General features: G+C 76.3%; 16 protein-coding genes. 13 read left to right on the top strand and 3 right to left on the bottom strand.

The window, feature by feature from the left end:
- Window positions 1–10: 10 nt before the first annotated feature.
- Both ACI8AB_RS20850 and ACI8AB_RS20845 read right to left on the bottom strand, forming a co-directional pair.
- Window positions 11–2,359 (bottom strand): diguanylate cyclase domain-containing protein, encoded by a 2,349-nt coding sequence (locus ACI8AB_RS20850; RefSeq protein ID WP_456951693.1) that lies wholly within the window; start codon window positions 2,357–2,359, stop codon window positions 11–13.
- A 66-nt stretch (window positions 2,360–2,425) separates the two neighbouring features.
- Window positions 2,426–3,268: an EamA family transporter gene (locus ACI8AB_RS20845; RefSeq protein ID WP_387987058.1), complete on the bottom strand. Its 843-nt coding sequence runs from the start codon at window positions 3,266–3,268 to the stop codon at window positions 2,426–2,428.
- 224 nt (window positions 3,269–3,492) lie between these two features.
- Between ACI8AB_RS20845 and pheS the strand changes: the two genes are divergently transcribed.
- The 3 genes from pheS to ACI8AB_RS20830 are packed head-to-tail and all read left to right on the top strand — an operon-like array spanning window position 3,493 to window position 7,841.
- Window positions 3,493–4,560, top strand: a complete 1,068-nt coding sequence (gene pheS, locus ACI8AB_RS20840; protein ID WP_456951692.1) for a phenylalanine--tRNA ligase subunit alpha — start codon at window positions 3,493–3,495, stop codon at window positions 4,558–4,560.
- Complete coding sequence (pheT, locus tag ACI8AB_RS20835) at window positions 4,561–7,035, top strand: phenylalanine--tRNA ligase subunit beta (protein WP_456951691.1); 2,475 nt, start codon at window positions 4,561–4,563, stop codon at window positions 7,033–7,035.
- Entirely contained in the window at window positions 7,035–7,841 is an 807-nt protein-coding gene (locus tag ACI8AB_RS20830) for an SDR family NAD(P)-dependent oxidoreductase (protein WP_456951690.1), read from the top strand. Before pheT ends, ACI8AB_RS20830 begins: the two co-directional genes overlap by 1 nt.
- A gap of 11 nt (window positions 7,842–7,852) precedes the next feature.
- On the opposite strand, the gene ACI8AB_RS20825 is transcribed toward ACI8AB_RS20830, so the two are convergent.
- Window positions 7,853–9,079: a vanadium-dependent haloperoxidase gene (locus tag ACI8AB_RS20825; protein ID WP_456951689.1), complete on the bottom strand. Its 1,227-nt coding sequence runs from the start codon at window positions 9,077–9,079 to the stop codon at window positions 7,853–7,855.
- 138 nt (window positions 9,080–9,217) lie between these two features.
- On the opposite strand from ACI8AB_RS20825, the gene ACI8AB_RS20820 reads away from it, so the two are divergent.
- The 10 genes from ACI8AB_RS20820 (at window position 9,218) to tyrS (ending at window position 19,344) form a co-directional block, all read left to right on the top strand.
- On the top strand, window positions 9,218–9,904 hold the full coding sequence (locus ACI8AB_RS20820; protein ID WP_456951688.1) for a winged helix-turn-helix transcriptional regulator: 687 nt from the start codon (window positions 9,218–9,220) through the stop codon (window positions 9,902–9,904).
- A gap of 178 nt (window positions 9,905–10,082) precedes the next feature.
- Window positions 10,083–11,135, top strand: coding sequence for an N-acetyl-gamma-glutamyl-phosphate reductase (argC, locus tag ACI8AB_RS20815; protein WP_456951687.1), 1,053 nt, complete (start codon window positions 10,083–10,085; stop codon window positions 11,133–11,135).
- Window positions 11,132–12,283, top strand: a complete 1,152-nt coding sequence (gene argJ / locus ACI8AB_RS20810; protein WP_456951686.1) for a bifunctional glutamate N-acetyltransferase/amino-acid acetyltransferase ArgJ — start codon at window positions 11,132–11,134, stop codon at window positions 12,281–12,283. Before argC ends, argJ begins: the two co-directional genes overlap by 4 nt.
- Complete coding sequence (gene argB, locus ACI8AB_RS20805) at window positions 12,280–13,302, top strand: acetylglutamate kinase (RefSeq protein ID WP_456951685.1); 1,023 nt, start codon at window positions 12,280–12,282, stop codon at window positions 13,300–13,302. The genes argJ and argB overlap by 4 nt, the downstream gene beginning before the upstream one ends.
- The gene (locus ACI8AB_RS20800) at window positions 13,299–14,489 is read left to right on the top strand and encodes an acetylornithine transaminase (RefSeq protein ID WP_456951684.1); all 1,191 of its coding nucleotides are present in this window, start codon (window positions 13,299–13,301) and stop codon (window positions 14,487–14,489) included. The genes argB and ACI8AB_RS20800 overlap by 4 nt, the downstream gene beginning before the upstream one ends.
- Window positions 14,486–15,433 (top strand): ornithine carbamoyltransferase, encoded by a 948-nt coding sequence (gene argF / locus ACI8AB_RS20795; RefSeq protein ID WP_456951683.1) that lies wholly within the window; start codon window positions 14,486–14,488, stop codon window positions 15,431–15,433. Before ACI8AB_RS20800 ends, argF begins: the two co-directional genes overlap by 4 nt.
- Window positions 15,430–15,978 carry an arginine repressor gene (locus ACI8AB_RS20790; RefSeq protein WP_456951682.1) on the top strand — a complete coding sequence of 183 codons (549 nt, stop codon included), beginning with the start codon at window positions 15,430–15,432 and terminating at the stop codon, window positions 15,976–15,978. The genes argF and ACI8AB_RS20790 overlap by 4 nt, the downstream gene beginning before the upstream one ends.
- Complete coding sequence (gene argH, locus ACI8AB_RS20785; protein WP_456951681.1) at window positions 15,975–17,420, top strand: argininosuccinate lyase; 1,446 nt, start codon at window positions 15,975–15,977, stop codon at window positions 17,418–17,420. The genes ACI8AB_RS20790 and argH overlap by 4 nt, the downstream gene beginning before the upstream one ends.
- On the top strand, window positions 17,384–18,064 hold the full coding sequence (locus ACI8AB_RS20780; protein ID WP_456951720.1) for a DNA-3-methyladenine glycosylase: 681 nt from the start codon (window positions 17,384–17,386) through the stop codon (window positions 18,062–18,064). Before argH ends, ACI8AB_RS20780 begins: the two co-directional genes overlap by 37 nt.
- Entirely contained in the window at window positions 18,061–19,344 is a 1,284-nt protein-coding gene (gene tyrS / locus ACI8AB_RS20775) for a tyrosine--tRNA ligase (protein WP_456951680.1), read from the top strand. The genes ACI8AB_RS20780 and tyrS overlap by 4 nt, the downstream gene beginning before the upstream one ends.
- Window positions 19,345–19,698 lie beyond the last annotated feature (354 nt).

Below are 19,698 nucleotides of genomic sequence, written 5' to 3'. Positions count from 1 at the left end.
GGGCGCATCCCTACGGCAGGGCCGGCTCCCGCCGCGGCACCGGCGCGGCGCCCGCGGCGGCCCGCGCGGTGGCGGCCCGGGTGGCGGCGCCGCGGGTGACCGCCTTGCGGTCGTACATGCGCAGGTCGGCGCGGTGCAGCAGGTCGGCGAACGCGACGCCGTCGGCGGGGCAGACGCTGACCCCGATGCTCGCGTCCACGTGCACCTCGGTGCCGTGCAGCGGCACCGGCCGGCGGATCGAGGCGGTGAGCTCGTCGGCGACCCGCCGCGCCTCCTCCGGCGCGGTCTCCGGCCGCAGGTCCGGCAGCGCGACGAGGAACTCGTCGCCGCCGAGGCGGGCCAGCAGGTCGCGGCGGCGGACGCGCTCGCGCAGCCGGCGGGCGACCACCTGCAGCAGCTCGTCGCCGGCGGCGTGGCCGAGCCGGTCGTTGACCGCCTTGAACCCGTCGAGGTCGACGAACAGCAGGGCGAGCGCGTCGCCGCGGGCGCGGGCCTCCCAGATCGCGGCCTCCACCTGCTCCTCCAGCCGGCGCCGGTTGGGCAGCCCGGTCAGCGGGTCGGTGTAGGCCAGCTCCTGGATGCGGGCCAGCGCGGCCGACGTCCGGTCGCGCTCGCGGACCAGGGCCCGTTCCGCCTCCACGCGCGCGGTGACGTCCACCTGCACGCCGATGTACTGGACGACGGTGCCGTCGGCGTCGTGCACCGGCGCGAGGTGCAGCTCGTTCCACCACGGCGTCCGCCCGGGGCCGCGGACGTTGAGCAGCGTCTCCCGGCACGGCTGCCCGGCGCCGACCGCCGCGCGGACGCGGGCGACCGCGCCCGGATCGGTGTCGGGGTGCTGCAGCAGCCGGCAGTTGCGGCCGAGGATCTCGTCCGAGGACAGGCCGGCCAGCTGCCGGAAGGCCTCGTTGGCGTAGACGATCGGCTGGTCGGGCAGCCGCACGTCGACGACGGTCACCCCGCTCGGCGTGGCCTCCAGCGCCCGCCGCAGCAGCGCCTCCGCCTGCGTGGTGCCCACGGCCAGGCCGGCGGCCGCCGGGCTCGCCACCACCGCCGGCCGGGGCGCGACGGCCGCCGCGGGCACGGTGCCGCCGGCGCGCGGGGCCACCCGGGACAGCAGCGACGACGCCGCACGGGACACCGTCGTGCGCTCGTAGGTCAGCGCGTACTCGAACGTGCGCTCCAGGTCGGGCCCGTCGTCGCCGAGGTCGCGGGCCAGCAGCGCGGCGCTGAAGTGCGGGGACAGGACGGCGACGTCCCACTCGCCGCGCACCGGGTCGTCGTCGGCGAGGTGCGCGCCGCGCACGCCCGGCAGCGGCTCCACCGGCAGGTCCTCGCCCAGCGCGCAGACGAAGCCGGTGCGCTCGACCAGGTCGCGGTAGCGCTGGGTGGTGGCGACGGTGAAGTGGCGCGCCTCCTGGAAGGTCGCGGCCACCACGCAGGTCCCGCCCAGGCGCATGGCCTCCCGCTCCAGCTGCTTGGACAGCTCGATGAGCAGGGCCTTGGGCGCGCGGCGCAGCGGGACGTCGTCGGGCAGGCAGGCGAAGGGGGAGACCGCGCCGACCGCGCCGGTGGGCCGGCCGGCGCCGGGCAGCACCAGCTCGCCGACCGGCAGCCCCGGGGCGGCGCCCGGGCCGGGGCGGCCGAGGTGCCAGCCCTGGCCGAGGGTGGCGCCCAGCCCGCGGGCGTAGGCCAGCTGCCCGGCGGTCTCGATGCCCTCGGCGAGCACCACGGCGCCGCTGCGCTCGGCGTAGGCGTTGACCGCGTTCACGATCTCGGCGATCGCCGGGCCCGGGCGCTCCTGCACCAGGCGCAGGTCGAGCTTGACGACGTCGGGGCACAGCAGCGGCAGGAACGCCAGCGACATCGACTCGGCGCCGACGTCGTCGACGGCGATGGCCCAGCCCAGTTCCCGGACCCGCTCGACGGTGCGCAGCAGCTCGGCCGGCCGGGCCGCGATGGCCCGCTCGGTGATCTCCATGACCACCCGCAGGTCGCCGGGCGCGCCCTCGGCGATGGCGACGAGGTCGGCCAGCGGCGCGGTGTCGAGCACCTCGGGCTCGACGTTGACGAAGACGGTCAGCGGCGCCACGAGCCCGCCGTCGACGGCGCCGCGGAAGGCGGCCGCGCGGCAGGCCTCGTCCAGCTCCGCGAGCCGGCCGGCGCCGCGGGCCGCGGCGAACAGCGCGTCGGGCCGCTCCAGCGGGCCGACCGGGCCGCGCGCGAGGGCCTCGTAGGCGACCACCCGCCCGGTGTCGATCTCGACGATGGGCTGGAAGACGCTGCGCACGCCGCGCAGGGCGTCGGCGAGGACGGGGTCGGATGCGGAGGGCGCCGGTGCCTCGTGGGGGCGGGTCACGTCCCGGTTGTCGGCAGCGGACCCCCGGGGCGACACCCGCCGGTCCGCCCGGCTCCCCCGGGAGGGTCAGGCGGGCAGCGCGATGAGGACGACGGCGGCCGCCGCGACGGCCAGCCCGGCGCGCTGCGCCCCGGCCAGCCGCTCGCGCAGCACGACCTGCGCCAGCACGACCGTGCTCGCCGGGTACAGCGACGCCAGCACCCCGGTGATCGCCAGCTGCTCGCCGACCTGGGTGGCGACGAGGAACAGCGCGTTGGCCGTCATGTCGCCGACGCCGGCGAGCACCACCACCGGCAGCACCCCGCGGGACACCAGCAGCGAGCGGCCCGACGCCAGCGCGAGCCCGCCGATCAGCAGCACCGACACGACACGGGCGGCCAGCAGGGGGCTCAGGCCGGAGTCCCCGCCGGTGCGGTCCAGCAGCACGAAGAACAGCCCGAAGCCGGCGCCGGCGGCCAGCGCCGGCGCGACGGTGCCCAGCCGCGCGGCGCGCAGCGAGGACAGCCCGCCCTCGGCCGCCACGAGCACCACCGCGACCAGCGCGAGCAGGATGCCGAGCGCGGCCAGGACGCCGAGCCGCTCGCCGAGCAGCAGGCCGCCGACCACCGGCAGCGCCGCGGCCGCCACCGCCGTCACCGGGGCCACCACGCTCATCACCCCGGTGGCCAGCGAGCGGTAGAACAGCAGCAGCCCGGCCCCGCCGGCGACACCGGCGGCCGCGCCCCAGCCCAGGTCGGCCGGTGTGGGGCTGCCGCCGAGCCAGGGGAGCAGCAGCACGACGGCGACCAGCCCGGCCGCCTGCGACAGCGCGACGACGGCGGCCGCGGCGGCCCGGCGGCTGGCGATCCCCCCGCAGAAGTCGGCCATCCCGTAGACGACGGCCGAGGCCAGCGCCAGCACCATCGCCATCCGGTGCGCCTCCCGCGTCGTCGTCCCGCCGTCCCGCCGATCCTGGCAGCCGCCGGCTCCCGTCCTCCCGCGGGCACCGGGACCGGCGGTCCCGTGGCCGTCCGCGCCGGTGGCCACGGGACCGCCGATCCCGGGCGGGGTGGCGGCGGGCACGGAGCGGCCGTCGGGCGGGCGCGGCAAACCCGGCAGCGGCGTCCCGGGGCCGCCGGGCAGAATGGCCTCCCGTGTCCGGCGCCAACGACCCCTACGACCCGAAGCAGGTCGCGGCCCTGTCCGCCGAGGCCCTCGACGCCGCCGTCGCAGCGGCGCGGGAGGCCTTCGCGGGAGCGGGCGACCTCGAGGCGCTGGCCGCCGTGCGCCCGGCCCACCTCGGCGACCGCGCGCCCGTGCCGCTGGCCCGCCGCGAGCTCGGCGCGCTGCCGCCGGCCGCCCGCGCCGACGCCGGCAAGCGGGTGAACGCGGCGCGGATCGCCGTCACCGAGGCGTACGAGACGCGGAGGGCCGAGCTCGAGGCCGAGCGCGACGCCCGGGCGCTGGCCGAGGAGCGGGTCGACGTCACCCTGCCCTGGGACCGCACCCCGCGCGGCGCCCGCCACCCGCTGACCACGCTGCAGGAGCGGATCGCCGACGTGTTCGTCGGCATGGGCTACGAGGTGGCCGACGGCCCCGAGCTCGAGGCCGAGTGGTTCAACTTCGACGCGCTCAACATCGGCCGCGACCACCCGGCGCGCACGATGATGGACACCCTCTTCGTCGCCCCCGAGGACTCCGGCCTGGTGCTGCGCACGCACACCAGCCCGGTGCAGGCCCGCACGCTGCTGTCCCGGACGCCGCCGGTGTACGTCGTCGCGCCCGGGCGGGTCTACCGCACCGACGAGCTCGACGCGACGCACACCCCGGTCTTCCACCAGGTCGAGGGCCTGGCCGTCGACCGCGGGCTGACGATGGCGCACCTGCGCGGCACCCTCGACCACCTCGCGCGGGCGCTGTTCGGCCCCGAGGCGGTCACCCGCTGGCGGCCGTCGTACTTCCCGTTCACCGAGCCCTCGGCCGAGTTCGACGTCTGGTTCCCCGAGCACCGCGACGGCCCGCGCTGGGTCGAGTGGGGCGGCTGCGGGATGGTCAACCCGCGGGTGCTCGTCGCCTGCGGCGTCGACCCCGAGGAGTACAGCGGCTTCGCCTTCGGCGTCGGCATCGAGCGGGCGCTGCAGTTCCGCTCGGGCGTCGGCGACATGCGCGACATCGTCGAGGGCGACGTCCGGTTCACGAGTGCGTTCGGAGTGGAGCTGTAGATGCGGGTCCCCGTCGGCTGGCTGGCCGAGTACGTCGACGTCCCCGCCGGGACCCCCGTCGAGGACCTCGACGCCGCCTTCGTCCGGCTGGGCCTGGAGGTCGAGGAGGTCCACACCCCGGCCGAGGTCACCGGCCCGCTCGTGGTCGGCCGGGTGCTGGAGATCGAGGAGCTCACCGGCTTCAAGAAGCCGATCCGGTGGTGCCAGGTCGACGTCGGCGAGGGCGCCCCGCGCGGGATCGTCTGCGGGGCCAGCAACTTCGTCGCGGGGGACAGCGTCGTCGTCGCGCTGCCCGGCGCCGTGCTGCCCGGCGGGTTCGAGATCGCCGCGCGGAAGACCTACGACCACGTCTCCGACGGGATGATCTGCTCGGTCCGCGAGCTCGGCATCGGCGAGGACCACGCCGGGATCCTGGTGTTGGGCGAGGGCTTCGAGCCCGGCGCCGACGCCCGCCCCGTCGTGGGCCTCGACGACGTCGTCATCGAGCTCAACGTGACCCCCGACCGCGGCTACTGCCTGTCCATGCGCGGCATCGCCCGCGAGGTGGGCGCCGGCCTGGGCGTGCCGTGGCGCGACCCGGGCGCCGCGGCTCCGGCCGCCTGGTCCGGCGAGCCGGCGTGGGAGGTGACCGTCGCCGACGCCGACCGCTGCGACCGGTTCTCCATGGTCGCGCTGGAGGGGCTGGACCCGACCCGGCCCAGCCCGTGGTGGATGCGCCGCCGGCTGGCCCAGTCGGGCGTCCGTTCGATCTCCCTGGCCGTCGACGTCACCAACTACGTGATGCTCGAGCTGGGTCAGCCGATGCACGCCTTCGACCGGGACGCCGTGACCGGCCCGATCGTCGTCCGCCGGGCCCGCGAGGGCGAGCGGCTGACCACCCTCGACGGCGCCGACCGGGCGCTGTCCGGCGACGACCTGCTCATCACCGACGACACCGGCCCGATCGGGCTGGCCGCGGTGATGGGCGGCGCCTCGACCGAGATCGGCGACGGCACCACGAACGTGCTGCTCGAGGCGGCGCACTGGGAGCCCACCGGCGTCGCGCGCACCGCCCGCCGGCACCGGCTGCCCAGCGAGGCCGCCCGCCGCTTCGAGCGCGGCGTCGACCCGGAGATGACCGTCGCCGCGCTGGCCCGCGCCGCGGAGCTGCTCGCCGAGCACGGCGGCGCCCGCGTCGTCGGCGCGCTGGTCGACGTCGACACCCGCGCCCCCCGCCCGTCGATCGCGCTGGACGCCGCGAGGCCCGGCCGGGTCTCCGGCGTGCCCTACTCGCCCGCCCAGGTGGTCGAGCTGCTCGGCGCGGTCGGCTGCGCGGTGGAGGGTCCGGCGGCCGGGGGCGGCGGCTCGCTGACCGTCACGCCGCCGTCGTGGCGCCCGGACCTCACCGACCCGGCCGACCTGGTCGAGGAGGTCGTCCGGCTGGCCGGCTACGACGACGTCCCCTCGGTGCTGCCCACCGCCCCGCCCGGGCGCGGGCTCACCGAGACCCAGCGCCGCCGTCGCACGGTGGGCCGCGCGCTGGCCGAGGCCGGCTACGTCGAGGCGCCGTCCTACCCGTTCGTCGGCACCCCGGCGCTGGACGCCCTCGGCCTCGCCGCCGACGACCCGCGCCGCCGCGTCGTGCTCGTGCGCAACCCGCTGTCGGAGGAGGAGCCGGCGCTGCGCACCACGCTGCTGCCCGGCCTGCTCGCGACGCTGGCCCGCAACCTCTCCCGCGGCCGCCGCGACGTCGCCCTGTTCGAGCACGGCGCGGTCTTCCCCGGCGACCGGCGCACCCCCGCGCCGCTGCCCGGCGTCGACCGCCGGCCCGACGACGACACCCTCGCCGCCCTGCTCGGCGCGGTGCCCGACCAGCCCTGGCACGTCGCCGTGGCGCTGACCGGGCAGCGCGAGCCGCGCGGCTGGTGGGGCCCGGGCCGGGCCGCGGGCTGGGCGGACGCCGTCCAGGCCGCCCGGCTGGTGGCCGCCGCCGCGGGCGTGCAGCTGTTCGTCCGCCCCGGCGAGCAGGCCCCCTGGCACCCGGGGCGCTGCGCGGAGCTGGTCGTGGACGACCGGGTGGTCGGGTACGCCGGCGAGCTGCACCCGCGGGTGTGCGCCGCCCTCGACCTGCCGGCCCGCACCTCGGTGATGGAGCTCGACGTCGACGCGTTCCCGCCGGCGCCGGTCCCGGTGGGGCCGCGCATCTCGACGTTCCCGCCGGTCTTCCTCGACCTGGCCTTCGTCGTGCCCGACGGGATCACCGCCGCGCACGTCGAGTCGCTGGTCCGCGGGGGCGCGGGGGAGCTGTTCGAGGCGGTCCGCCTGTTCGACGTGTACTCCGGCCCGCCGGTCCCGGCCGGGTCGCGGTCGCTGGCGTACTCCCTGGTGCTGCGCGCGCCGGACCGCACGCTGACCGCCGAGGACGTCGCCCGGGTGCGCGAGGGCATCGTCGCCGTCGTCGAGCTGCAGGGGATCACCCTGCGCAGCGGCGACTGATGGCGGACCTCACCGGCCTGGTCGCACTCGTCACCGGGGCGTCGGCGGGCATCGGCCGGCACCTGGCCGAGGGGCTGGCCGCCCGCGGGGCCGCCGTCGCCGGCGTCGCCCGGGGCGCGGAGCGGCTGCGGACGGCGATGGCCGAGGTCGCCGCCGCCACCGGTGCCCGCACCCTCGCGCTGCCCGCCGACGTCACCGACCGCGTCGCCGTCGACGCCGCCGTCGCGGGGGTGGTCCGCGAGCTCGGGCCGATCGGGCTGCTGGTGAACAACGCCGGCCTGATCGACGCCGCCGAGGTGCCGCTGTGGGAGGCCGACCCCGACCAGTGGTGGGAGGTCGTGGAGAGCCAGGTGCGCGGGCCGTTCCTCGTGGCCCGCGCGGTCCTGCCCGGGATGGTCGCCGTCGGCGGCGGCCGGGTGGTCGACCTGGCCAGCGGGATCAGCACCCGCGCCAACCCGCACTACAGCGCCTACTCGGCGGGCAAGACCGCGCAGATGCGCATCACCGAGTCGATCGACCTGGCCGGTGCCGCGCACGGCGTGCGGGCGTTCGACCTGGCGCCGGGCGTCGTCGACACCGCGATGACCCGCGCCATGCCGATGCACGAGGGCCGCACCGACTGGACCCGTCCCGAGGACGTCGTCGACCTGGTGGTGGCCATCGCCGCCGGGGAGCTGGACCAGTGGTCGGGGCGGTTCTTCCGCGCCGGCGTCGACGACCTCGACACCCTCCGGGCCACCACGCCGGCCGACGACGCGCGGCGGCTGCGGCTGCTCCCGTACGGCGACGGCGACCCGCTGGCCTGACGCCGGCCCGGCTACCGGTCGGACTCCAGCACCGCCTGCGCGACCGCCCGGCCGATGTCGGCGCCGACGACGGTGGAGAACCGGAAGTGCAGCCCGCCCCACACGCGCGCGTCGGCCACCTCGCGGACCACCTGCTCGGGGGAGGTCCACGTGTGCGTGTCGGCGACCGCGGGAGGCGTGCCCCGGACGCTGGTCATCGTCAGCGAGAACGGCCCCCGCCCGTCCAGCCCGTCGATGACGGTGACCAGCGCGGTCGTCGCGCAGGCGTGGTTGCTCGGGTACTCGGGGAAGTTGGGCGTCGGCACCAGCGAGGTCCAGTCCGGCTCGGCCGGGGTACGGGGGTTGCCGTCGGTGTCACCGGCGGGGATGGCCCCGACCGGCCGCCAGAAGTCGTACCGCACCTTGGCGTCGAAGCAGGCGATCAGCGCGTCGGTGCTCGCGGTGTCCACCAGGGCGAACAGCCGGGCCGTGGCCAGCGCGTCCAGGCCTTCCTGCTCGCTGTAGCCGCGCAGCGCCCGCTGGCTCTGCACCGCCGGCGGATCGGCCCAGAACAGGGCCACGGCCGTCTGCTGGGGGGTGCGCTGCGTCGACGACGCGGAGCCGAGGACCCTGACCTCCTCGTAGTCCCGGGCGTACAGGTCGCTGGTGAGCGACGGGGGCCCCGCCGGCCGGAGCGCCGAGGGGGAGTCGAGCACGAAGGGCCGCACCCCGGCGAGCCAGGTCGCCACCGCGGGCACGTTCGGGTCGGCCGGCGCCCAGGCCCCCGGACCCGACGCCGTCAGCGGCGGGGGTGGGCCGCCGAGACCGTCACCGGTCCGCTCGCGGATCAGCGCCGCAGCAGCCGCCCGGCCGAGGGCGATGCCGTGGCGCTCGGCCGGGCCGTTCGGGACCTCGGCCAGCGCGGCGGCGTACCGGTCGCGCAGGGCCTGTCCCTGGGCCGGGAAGTGGTGGACCAGCACCACGGAGGCCGCGGCGGCGACCGCGGCGGGGACCGAGGCGTCGTCGTGGACGGCGTCCTCGACGGCCTCGTACACCGCGCGGTGCACGTAGGTCAGGTAGAGCGGGCCCACCGGGCCCGGGACGGGCGGGACCGCGGCGACGAGCGTGTCGACGGCGATGGCGTTCCACGCGCGGACGCTGGCCCCGTCGGGCACGTCGTGCGCGGTTGCGGGGGAGACCGACGTCAGCGTCACCGTCAGGACGGCCGCCACGACGACGGTGGGCAGGGACCGGCGCATGGGGACTCCTCGGGCGAGCGGGGTCCGTCGAGTGCACTCCTCCGGGGCCGGCGCCGTCAGTCCGGAAAACGGACTCGTACGGACGTGCCGCGTCCTCGGTCACCCCACGGGGCCCCTCGCGGGTGGAGGGTGTCCGTCATGGGTGGCTACGGTCAGTACTGCCCCCTGGCGCTCGGGGCCGAGGTCTTCGCCCAGCGGTGGACGCCGATCATCATCCGGAACCTGTCCCTGGGGTGCGTCCACTTCGGCGACATACTCGACGGCGCCCCCGGGCTCTCGCGCAGCGTCCTGGCCCAGCGGTTGCACACGCTGGAACGGGACGGCGTGGTCGAGCGGACGAGGTCCGGCCGGACCACGGAGTACACCCTGACCCCGATGGGCCGGGAGCTGGGCGACGTCTGCTCCGCGCTGGGGAGGTGGGGGGCGAGGTGGCGCGAGGTGGCACCTGGCGACCGGGACCCCTATCTCGCGCTGTGGACCCTGGCCCGGCTGATCGACCCGGCGTCCCTGCCGCGGCCGCGCGTGGTCGTGCGGTTCGACGTCCGCGGGCCCCGGGCGCCGCACCACCTCTGGTTGCTGCTCGACCGAAGGGGCAACGAGGTCTGTGTCGAGCCGCCCGGATTCCCCGACGACGGCGTGGTCACCACCGACGTCGGCTCGCTCGTGCGCTGGAGCGCCGGCCGGCTCGGGCTCGCCGCGGCCCGGGAGTCCCGCCAGATGGTGCTGGCCGGGCCGCCGTGGCTGGAGCGCGAGCTGACCCGCTGGGGAGGGCTGAGTCCCTACGCCGGCGTGGAACCCGCTCGGTCCGCCCACCTCGTCTCCTGAGTGCGTCTCGTCTCGTGGGTGTCCCGCGTGCGCGGAGCGCGACCGACGGGAGCGGCGACCTCCTTTCCCGGACGCTCGTGCTCTGCCCCCCACGTGGGAGCAGAGCACGAGCGGGCGCCGGAACACCCCCGGACCCCGGTCATGGAAGGTCATGCACAGACCTGTATGGTCATGCATCGTGAACACAGGGCAGACGTGGACGGTCGGGGTCACCGGCGCCACCGGGTACGCGGGGGGAGAGGTGTGCCGGCTGCTGGCCGGGCACCCGCACCTCCGCCTGGCCGGGGTGCACGCGAACAGCAGCGCCGGCCGACGCCTGGGTGAGCTGCAGCCGCACCTGCTGCCCTTCGCCGACCTCGAGGTCCGGCCGAGCGCGCCCGAGGACCTCGCCGGCTACGACGTCGTCGTCCTCGCGCTCCCGCACGGGGAGTCGGCCGCGATCGCCGCGCAGCTGTCCCCGGACACCCTGGTCGTCGACTGCGGCGCCGACCACCGGCTGCAGGACCCGGCCGCCTGGGCCCGCTGGTACGGCGGCGACGCCGGCACGCCGCACCCGGGGACGTGGCCCTACGGCCTGCCGGAGCTGCCCGGCCAGCGGGAGCGGCTGGCCGGCGCGCGGCGGATCGCGGTCCCCGGCTGCTACCCGACCTCGGTCACCCTCGCCATGGCCCCGGCGCTGGCCGCCGGGCTGGTCGAGCCGGACGTCGTCGTGGTCGCCGCCTCCGGCACCTCCGGCGCGGGCAAGGCGGCCAAGCCGCACCTGCTCGGCAGCGAGGTGATGGGCTCGGTCAGCGCCTACGGCGTCGGCGGCGTGCACCGGCACACCCCGGAGATGGCGCAGACCCTCGGCGCGGCCGCCGGGGGCCCGGTGCGGATCAGCTTCACCCCGACCCTGGTGCCGATGAGCCGGGGTATCCTCGCCACCTGCTCGGCGCCGCTGCGGCCCGGGATCGACGCCGACGCCGCCCGGGCCGCCTACCAGAAGGCGTACGCCGACGAGCCGTTCGTGCACCTGCTCCCCGAGGGCCAGTGGCCGACGACGGCGCAGGTGCTCGGCGCCAACACCGTCGCGGTGCAGGTCGCGGTCGACCCGGACGCCGGTCGGCTGGTGGTCGTCGCCGCGGTCGACAACCTCACCAAGGGCACCGCGGGCGGCGCGATCCAGAGCGCCAACGTCGCCCTCGGGCTGCCCGAGACCACGGGCCTGCCGCTGGTGGGGGTGGCCCCGTGAGCGTCACCGCCCCGCAGGGCTTCCGGGCCGCCGGCGTCGCGGCCGGGCTGAAGAGCACCGGCGCGGCCGACGTCGCGCTGGTCGTCAACGACGGGCCGCGGGACGACGCCGCCGCCGTCTTCACCACCAACCGCTTCCCGGCCGCGCCGGTGCAGTGGAGCCGCCAGGTGCTGGCCACCGGCCGGCTGCGCGCGGTGGTCCTCAACTCCGGCGGCGCCAACGCCTGCACCGGCCCCGAGGGCTTCCAGGACACCCACGCCACCGCCGAGCACACCGCCGAGCAGCTGGGGCTGGGCGCGATCGACGTCGCGGTCGCCTCCACCGGGCTGATCGGCGTCCGGCTGCCGATGGACAGGCTGCTGCCGGGGGTCACCGACGCAGCGAAGGCGCTGTCGGCCGAGGGCGGTCCCGACGCCGCCCGGGCCATCATGACCACCGACTCGGTGCCCAAGACGACGGTCGTCGAGCGGGACGGCTGGTCGGTCGGCGGGATGGCCAAGGGCGCCGGCATGCTCGCGCCGAGCCTGGCCACGATGCTCGTCGTCCTCACCACCGACGCGGCCGTCGACCCGGCCGTGCTGCAGGAGGCGCTGAAGGCCGCCACCGCTGTCAGCTTCGAGCGGGTCGACTCCGACGGCTGCCTGTCCACCAACGACACCGTCGTGGCGATGGCCAACGGCGCCAGCGGGGTCGGCCCGGGTGCGGAGGAGGTCGCCGAGGCGCTCACCGCCGCGGCCACCGACCTCGCCATGCAGCTGCTCGCCGACGCCGAGGGCTCGACCAAGGACATCGCGATCACCGTGCGCAACGCGGCGACCGCCGAGGACGCGCTCACCGCCGGCCGCGCCTGCGCCCGCAACAACCTGCTCAAGACGGCGCTGTTCGGCAACGACCCCAACTGGGGCCGGGTCCTGGCGGCGATCGGCACCACCGACGCCGCCTTCGAGCCCGACCGGGTCGACGTCACGATCAACGGCGTCACCGTCTGCCGGGGCGGCGCGATCGGCGACCCGCGCGAGGGCGTCGACCTCACCGGCCGGGCCATCACCATCGACGTCGACCTCGGCGCCGGCACCGAGCAGGCCACGATCTGGACCAACGACCTGTCCCTCGCCTACGTGCACGAGAACTCGGCCTACTCGACGTGAGCACCCACGAGAACACCCACGAGAACACCCACGAGGACCCCACCCCGCCCGACGTCCGGGTCGACGAGGCGCCCCCGCCGCGCCGGCGGCTCGGCACCACCCGGGTCATGCGCACCTACGACCCGGAGGGCGACGCCCGCAAGGTCGCCGTCCTCACCGGCGCGCTGCCGTGGCTGCGGGAGTTCCACGGCAACGTCGTGGTGATCAAGTACGGCGGCCACGCGATGGTCGACGAGGAGTGCCGCCGGGCCTTCGCCGAGGACATGGTGTTCCTGCGGACCTGCGGCATCCTGCCCGTCGTCGTCCACGGCGGCGGCCCGCAGATCACCGAGATGCTCGGCCGGCTCGGCATCGAGAGCGAGTTCCGCGGCGGCCTGCGGGTGACCACCGACGAGACCGTCGAGGTGGTCCGCATGGTGCTCACCGGCCAGGTCACGCCGGAGGTGGTCGGGCTGGTCAACCAGCACGGCCCGCTCGCGGTCGGCCTGTCCGGCGAGGACGGCGGCCTGTTCACCGCCGAGCGCACCCGGGCGCTCGTCGACGGGCAGCCGGTCGACGTCGGCCGGGTCGGGGACGTCGTCGCCGTCGACCCGACGCCGGTCACCGCGCTGCTGCAGTCCGGGAAGATCCCGGTGGTCGCCACGGTCGCGCCCGACCGCGACGGCGTGGTGCACAACGTCAACGCCGACACCGCCGCCGCCGCGCTCGCCGTGGCGCTCGGCGCGGTGAAGCTCGTCGTCCTCACCGACGTCGAGGGCCTCTACGCCGACTGGCCCGACCGCGACTCGCTGGTGCAGCAGATCGACGCCGCCGAGCTCGCCGAGATCCTCCCGACGCTGGACGCCGGGATGATCCCGAAGATGGCCGCCTGCCTGCGGGCGGTCGAGGGCGGGGTGAAGCGGGCGACCGTCGTCGACGGCCGGACCCCGCACGCCCTGCTGCTGGAGATGTTCACCACCGAGGGCACCGGGACGATGGTCGTCCCCGCCCACTCACTGAGCGGAGAGGAGCCGGCATGACCCACACGGAGGAGCTGGCCACCCGCTGGTCGGCGGTGATGATGGGCAACTACCGCACCCCGCCGGTCGCGCTCGCACGCGGCGAGGGCGCGACCGTCTGGGACGTCGACGGCCGCGGGTACACCGACCTGCTCGGCGGCATCGCGACGACGATCCTCGGCCACGCCCACCCGAGGGTGGTCGAGGCGATCACCCGGCAGGCGCAGACCCTCGGGCACGTCTCCAACCTGGCGATGCACGAGCCCGGCGTCACGCTCGCCGAGCGGCTGCTGGAGCTGGCCGGCCGGCCCGGGCGGGTGTTCTTCTGCAACTCCGGCGCCGAGGCCAACGAGGCCGCCTTCAAGATCAGCCGGCTCACCGGGCGGCCCGAGGTGGTCACCGCCGAGGGCGCCTTCCACGGCCGCACGATGGGCGCGCTCGCGCTCACCGGCCAGCCGTCCAAGGCCGCCGCGTTCGCCCCGCTGCCCGGCGGCGTCCGGTACGTGCCCTACGGCGACGCCGGCGCGCTGGCCGGGGCGGTCGGCGACCGGACCGCGATGGTGCTGCTCGAGCCGCTGCTCGGCGAGGGCGGCGTGCAGCCCCCGCCGCCGGGCTACCTCGCCGCCGCCGCCCGCTCCGCCGCGGACGCCGGCGCGCTGTTCGCCGTCGACGAGGTGCAGACCGGCACCGGCCGCACCGGCCACTGGTTCGCCCACCAGGCCGACGGCCTGCAGCCCGACCTGGTCACCATGGCCAAGGCACTCGGCGGCGGCCTGCCCATCGGCGCCACGCTCGCCTTCGGCGACGCCGCGGAGCTCATGACCGCCGGCTCGCACGGCTCCACGTTCGGCGGCAACCCGATCGCCTGCGCCGCCGCGCTCGCCGTCCTCGACACGATGCGCGACGAGGGCCTGCTCGAGCGCGCCAAGGAGCTCGAGCACCGGTTCACCGCCGGCATCGAGGGCCTCGGGCACCCCGGCGTCTCCGGGGTGCGGGGGAGGGGCGCGCTGCTCGGCGTCGTCCTCACCGCCCCGGTCGCCGGCGCGCTGGAGGCCGCGCTGCGCGAGGCCGGCTTCCTCACCAACGCCGTCGCTCCCGACGTGCTGCGCCTGGCGCCCTCCCTGGTCCTCACCGACGGCCAGGTCGACGCCTTCGTCGCCGCGCTGCCGGCCGCCCTCGACACCGCCCTGCAGGAGACCCACTCGTGACCCGGCACCTCACCCGCGACGACGACCTCACCCCCGGCGAGCAGGCCGAGGTCCTCGCGCTGGCCGCCGAGCTCAAGCGCACCCGGCACACCGACGCCGCGCCCACCCCGCTGCGCGCGGCGAACGGCGTGCCGCGGGCGGTGGCCGTGCTGTTCGACAAGCCCTCCACCCGCACCCGGGTGTCGTTCTCGGTCGGCGTCGCCGAGCTCGGCGGGTACCCGCTCGTGATCGACGCCGGGTCCAGCCAGCTCGGCCGCGGCGAGCCGGTGGAGGACACCACCCGCGTGCTCGACCGGCAGGTCGCCGCGATCGTGTGGCGCACCTTCGGCCAGGACCGGCTCGAGACCATGGCCGCCACCAGCCGGGTGCCGGTGGTCAACGCGCTCACCGACGACTTCCACCCGTGCCAGATCCTGGCCGACCTGCAGACGGTGGCCGAGCACAAGGGCTCGCTGGCCGGCCGGTCGCTGACCTACCTCGGCGACGGCGCCAACAACATGGCGCACTCGTACCTGCTCGGCGGCGCGACCGCCGGCATGCACGTGCGCATCGGCTCGCCCGAGGAGTACCAGCCGGCGCCCGACGTGCTGAAGAGGGCGGCGGAGATCGCCGCCGAGACCGGCGGCTCGGTCCAGTGGACCGCCGACGCCGCGGCCGCCGCCGACGGAGCCGACGTCCTCGCCACCGACACCTGGGTCTCCATGGGCCAGGAGGACGAGTACGACACCCGGGTCGCGCCGTTCCTGCCCTACGCCGTCGACGACGGCGTGCTGGCCCGCGCCGCCGACGACGCCCTCGTGCTGCACTGCCTGCCCGCCTACCGCGGCAAGGAGATCGCCGCGGAGGTGATCGACGGCCCGCAGAGCGTCGTCTGGGACGAGGCGGAGAACCGGCTGCACGCGCAGAAGGCCCTCCTCACATGGTTGCTGGAGCGATCCGTGTGACCGGGGCGCTGACCCGGTCGGCGCGGCAGGCACGCATCGCCGAGCTCATCGCCGCCCGGCCGGTGACCTCGCAGACCCAGCTCGCCGCGCTGCTGGCCGAGTCCGGCGTCGAGGTCACCCAGGCCACGCTCTCGCGCGACCTGGAGGAGCTCGGCGCGGTCAAGCTGCGCGGCTCCGACGGCGCCCCGGCGTCCTACGTGCTGCCGCCGGAGAACGCCCCGCTGCGCCCCGCGCAGGCCGCCCCCGCCCGCCTCACGCGGCTGCTCGGGGACCTGCTCACCAGCGCCGAGGGCAGCGCCAACCTCGCGGTGCTGCGCACCCCGCCCGGCGCCGCGCAGTTCCTCGCCTCGGCGCTGGACAAGGTGGGCCTGCCCGACGTCCTGGGCACCATCGCCGGCGACGACACGCTGCTCGTCGTCTCGCGCGACCCCGACGGCGGTGCGGCGCTCGCCCGGCGCCTGCGGTCGCTGGCCGGCCGCGCGCCCGGCGAGCCGCCCCACCTGACCGACGAGACCGACGACCCCGCTGGAGGATCAGCCCCGTGACCGACCCGACCGCCCCCGCCTCGCAGACCCGGCTCTGGGGCGGCCGCTTCGGCGGCGGGCCGTCGCCGGCCATGGCGGCGCTGTCGAAGTCCACCGACGTCGACTGGCGGCTGGCCCCCTACGACCTCGCCGGCTCCCGCGCCCACGCGCGGGTGCTGCACCGCGCCGGCCTGCTCACCGACGACGAGCTCGGGCAGATGGTCGGCGCGCTCACCGAGCTGTCGGCCGAGGTCGCCGCGGGCACCTTCGCGCCGGTCGAGGCCGACGAGGACGTGCACGAGGCGCTCGAGCGCGGCCTGATCGCCAAGCTCGGCACCCTCGGGGGCAAGCTGCGCGCCGGCCGGTCCCGCAACGACCAGGTCGCCACCGACCTGCGGCTGTACCTGCGGCACAACGTGCGCGCGCTGGTCGGTGAGCTGGCGTCGCTGGAGTACGCCCTGACGGGGCTGGCCGAGCGGTACCTCGAGGTGCCCGCGCCCGGCATGACCCACCTGCAGCACGCCCAGCCGGTGTTGATCAGCCACCAGCTGCTGGCCCACGCGCACGCCTTCGCCCGCGACGTCGACCGGTTGCTCGACTGGGACCGCCGCGCCGCCGTCAGCCCGCTGGGCTCGGGCGCGCTGGCCGGGTCCTCGCTGCCGCTGGACCCCGACGCCGTCGCCGCCGAGCTCGGCTTCGACCGGGCCGCGGAGAACTCGATCGACGCGGTCAGTGACCGCGACTTCGCCGCCGAGTTCTGCTTCGCCGCCGCGATGGTCGGCGTCCACCTGTCCCGGCTGGGGGAGGAGGTCGTGCTCTGGACGTCGACCGAGTTCGGCTGGGCCCGCCTCGACGACGCCTGGGCGACCGGGTCGTCGATCATGCCGCAGAAGAAGAACCCGGACATCGCCGAGCTCGCGCGCGGCAAGTCCGGCCGGTTCGTCGGCAACCTCACCGGCCTGCTCACCACGCTCAAGGGGCTGCCGCTGGCCTACGACCGTGACCTGCAGGAGGACAAGGAGCCGGTCTTCGACTCCCTCGAGCAGCTGCTGCTCCTGCTGCCCGCGGTCACCGGCATGGTCGCCACGCTCACCCTGCGCCCGGAGGTGCTCGAGGCCGCCGCGCCGCAGGGCTTCGCGCTGGCCACCGACGTCGCCGAGTGGCTGGTCAAGAACGGCGTGCCGTTCCGGTCGGCGCACGAGATCTCCGGCGAGATGGTCGCCGTCTGCGAGGCCGCGGGCCTGGAGCTCGACCAGCTCGACGACGACCAGCTCGCCGGCATCGACGAGCGGCTCACCCCCGCCGTCCGGGAGGTGCTGTCGGTGCGCGGCGCGCTCGCCGCCCGGGACACCCGCGGCGGGACGGCGCCCGAGCGGGTCGCCGCCCAGCTGGCCGCGCTCAAGGACGTCGTCGCCGCCCACGGTCGCTGGTCGGTCGACTCGCCCGTGGCGGCCGCGCTCTGAGCCAGCCAGGCCGCCTGCTGACGGCGGAGGAGCTGCTCGGGCCGGTCGACGACGTCGCCCCGGCGCTGCTGGGCTGCTGGGTGGTCACCGACCGGCCCGGGGGGACCGTCGCCGTCCGGCTCACCGAGGTCGAGGCGTACTCGGGGGAGGGGGAGGACCCGGCGTCGCACGCGCACCGCGGCCCCACCCCGCGCGCGGCGATCATGTTCGGCCCGCCCGGGCGGCTGTACGTGTACTTCAGCTACGGCGTGCACTGGTGCGCCAACGTCGTCGTCGGTCCCGCCGGCCGCGGCTCGGCGGTGCTGCTGCGCGCCGGCGAGGTGGTGGTGGGGGAGCCGGTCGCGGCCCTGCGCCGTCCCTCCGCCCGCCTGCCCCGGGACCTGGCCCGCGGCCCGGCCCGGCTGACCGCCGCGCTGGCGATCGGGCCGGAGGACGGCGGTGCCGACGTCCTCGACCCCGCCTCGCCGGTGCGGCTGCACGCGGGGCAGCCGCCGTCCGCCGTCTCGGCCGGGCCCCGGGTCGGGATCAGCCGGGCGACCGAGCTACCGTGGCGGTTCTGGGAGACCGGGGCGCCGTCGGTGAGCGCCTTCCGCCCGGGCGGACAACGCCGGCGCCGCGCCGCCGGGCAGACTGGTACCTCGTGACCTCCTCCGTCCTCGACGAACTGCAGCGCCGCGGGCTCATCGCCCAGACCACCGACGAGGACGCCCTGCGCGCCCACCTCGCCGAGGGACCGGTCACCTACTACTGCGGCTTCGACCCGACCGCCCCGAGCCTGCACGTGGGGCACCTGGTCCAGGTGATGGTGCTGCGGGCGCTGCAGCGCGCCGGCCACCACCCCGTGGTCCTCGTCGGCGGCGCCACCGGGCTGATCGGCGACCCGCGCCCGACCGCCGAGCGGCAGCTCAACGACCGCTCCACCGTGGCCGGCTGGGTGGACAGCATCCGTCGCCAGCTGGCGCCCTTCCTCGACCGGCCGGCCGAGCAGGAGGGCCTGCCCGCGCCGGTCTACGTCGACAACCTGACCTGGACCGAGCCGCTGTCGGCCATCGACTTCCTCCGCGACCTCGGCAAGCACTTCCGGGTCGGCCGGATGCTGGCGAAGGAGGCGGTGTCCGCGCGGCTGAACTCCGAGGCCGGCATCAGCTACACCGAGTTCAGCTACCAGATCCTCCAGGCGCACGACTACCTGCAGCTGTTCCGCCGCCACGGCGTCACGCTGCAGACCGGTGGCTCGGACCAGTGGGGCAACCTCACCGCCGGCATCGACCTGGTCCGCCGGGTGGAGGGGGCCGCGGTGCACGCTCTGTCCACCGTGCTGGTCACCAAGTCCGACGGGCAGAAGTTCGGCAAGAGCGAGGGCGGCACCGTCTGGCTCGACCCCGCGCTCACCACGCCCTACGCCTTCTTCCAGTTCTGGCTCAACGCCGACGACGCCGACGCGCTCACCTGGCTGCCGCAGTTCTCCGAGCGGCCGGCCGAGGAGGTCGAGGCGGTCCTGGCCGAGAGCCGGGAGCGGCCGGCGTCGCGTGCGGCACAGCGCGCCCTGGCCGAGGAGCTGACCGCGCTCGTCCACGGGCCCGGGGAACTCCGCCAGGCGGAGGCCGCCGGGCGCGCGCTGTTCGGGCGGGACGACCTGACCGCCCTCGGCGCCGACACCCTCGGGGCCGCCCTGCGGGAGGCCGGCAGCGTCACCGTCGACGGCGGGACGCCGACCGTCGCGCAGCTGCTCCAGCAGACGGGCCTCGTCTCGAGCCTGTCCGAGGCCCGCCGCACGGTCAAGGAGGGCGGCGCGTACCTCAACAACGAGCGCGTGACCGACGCCGACACCGTCCCGGGCGAGGAGGCCTGGTTGCCGGGCGGCTGGCTGGTGCTGCGCCGCGGCAAGCGGTCCGTCGCCGGGGTGCAGCGCGTCGCGCACTGAGGACGTCCTGCCGCGTTGACGCCGTGTGACACGCCGGTTCCGGAACGGTGTCTGGCGTCACGGCCGAGCGGGTTTGACACGCTCCCGACAGGCACGTAACTTTCTCTCTGCGCGCCGCACGGCCCGGGAGGGCCGGCGCGGAGAGCCCTTCGAGGGAATACTCCGGGCGGGCGCAGGGTTGGACAACAAGCAGCCGCCGAGGAAGCCCGAGAGGGTCGAGTTGGTGTGCGTCCGCTCCTTGAGAACTCAACAGCGTGCCGAAAGTCAGTGCCAAGTAGTACCCCGTTCCGGGTCTGGTGCCCGGATGGGATTCCTTTGGTTGATGACATCGAGAGTGCTAGCTCTCGGTTCTCG

The sequence above is a fragment of the Geodermatophilus sp. SYSU D00698 genome (genome assembly GCF_054050335.1).
This window is presented reverse-complemented; position numbering and strand designations above follow the sequence as displayed.

Excerpts from the sequence above, each read along its gene's own strand:
- ACI8AB_RS20845 (WP_387987058.1), bottom strand. The coding sequence starts at position 3,268 with ATGGCGATGGTGCTGGCGCTGGCCTCGGCCGTCGTCTACGGGATGGCC.
- pheT (WP_456951691.1), top strand. The coding sequence starts at position 4,561 with ATGCGGGTCCCCGTCGGCTGGCTGGCCGAGTACGTCGACGTCCCCGCC.
- ACI8AB_RS20830 (WP_456951690.1), top strand. The coding sequence starts at position 7,035 with ATGGCGGACCTCACCGGCCTGGTCGCACTCGTCACCGGGGCGTCGGCG.
- ACI8AB_RS20825 (WP_456951689.1), bottom strand. The coding sequence starts at position 9,079 with ATGCGCCGGTCCCTGCCCACCGTCGTCGTGGCGGCCGTCCTGACGGTG.
- ACI8AB_RS20820 (WP_456951688.1), top strand. The coding sequence starts at position 9,218 with ATGGGTGGCTACGGTCAGTACTGCCCCCTGGCGCTCGGGGCCGAGGTC.
- ACI8AB_RS20800 (WP_456951684.1), top strand. The coding sequence starts at position 13,299 with ATGACCCACACGGAGGAGCTGGCCACCCGCTGGTCGGCGGTGATGATG.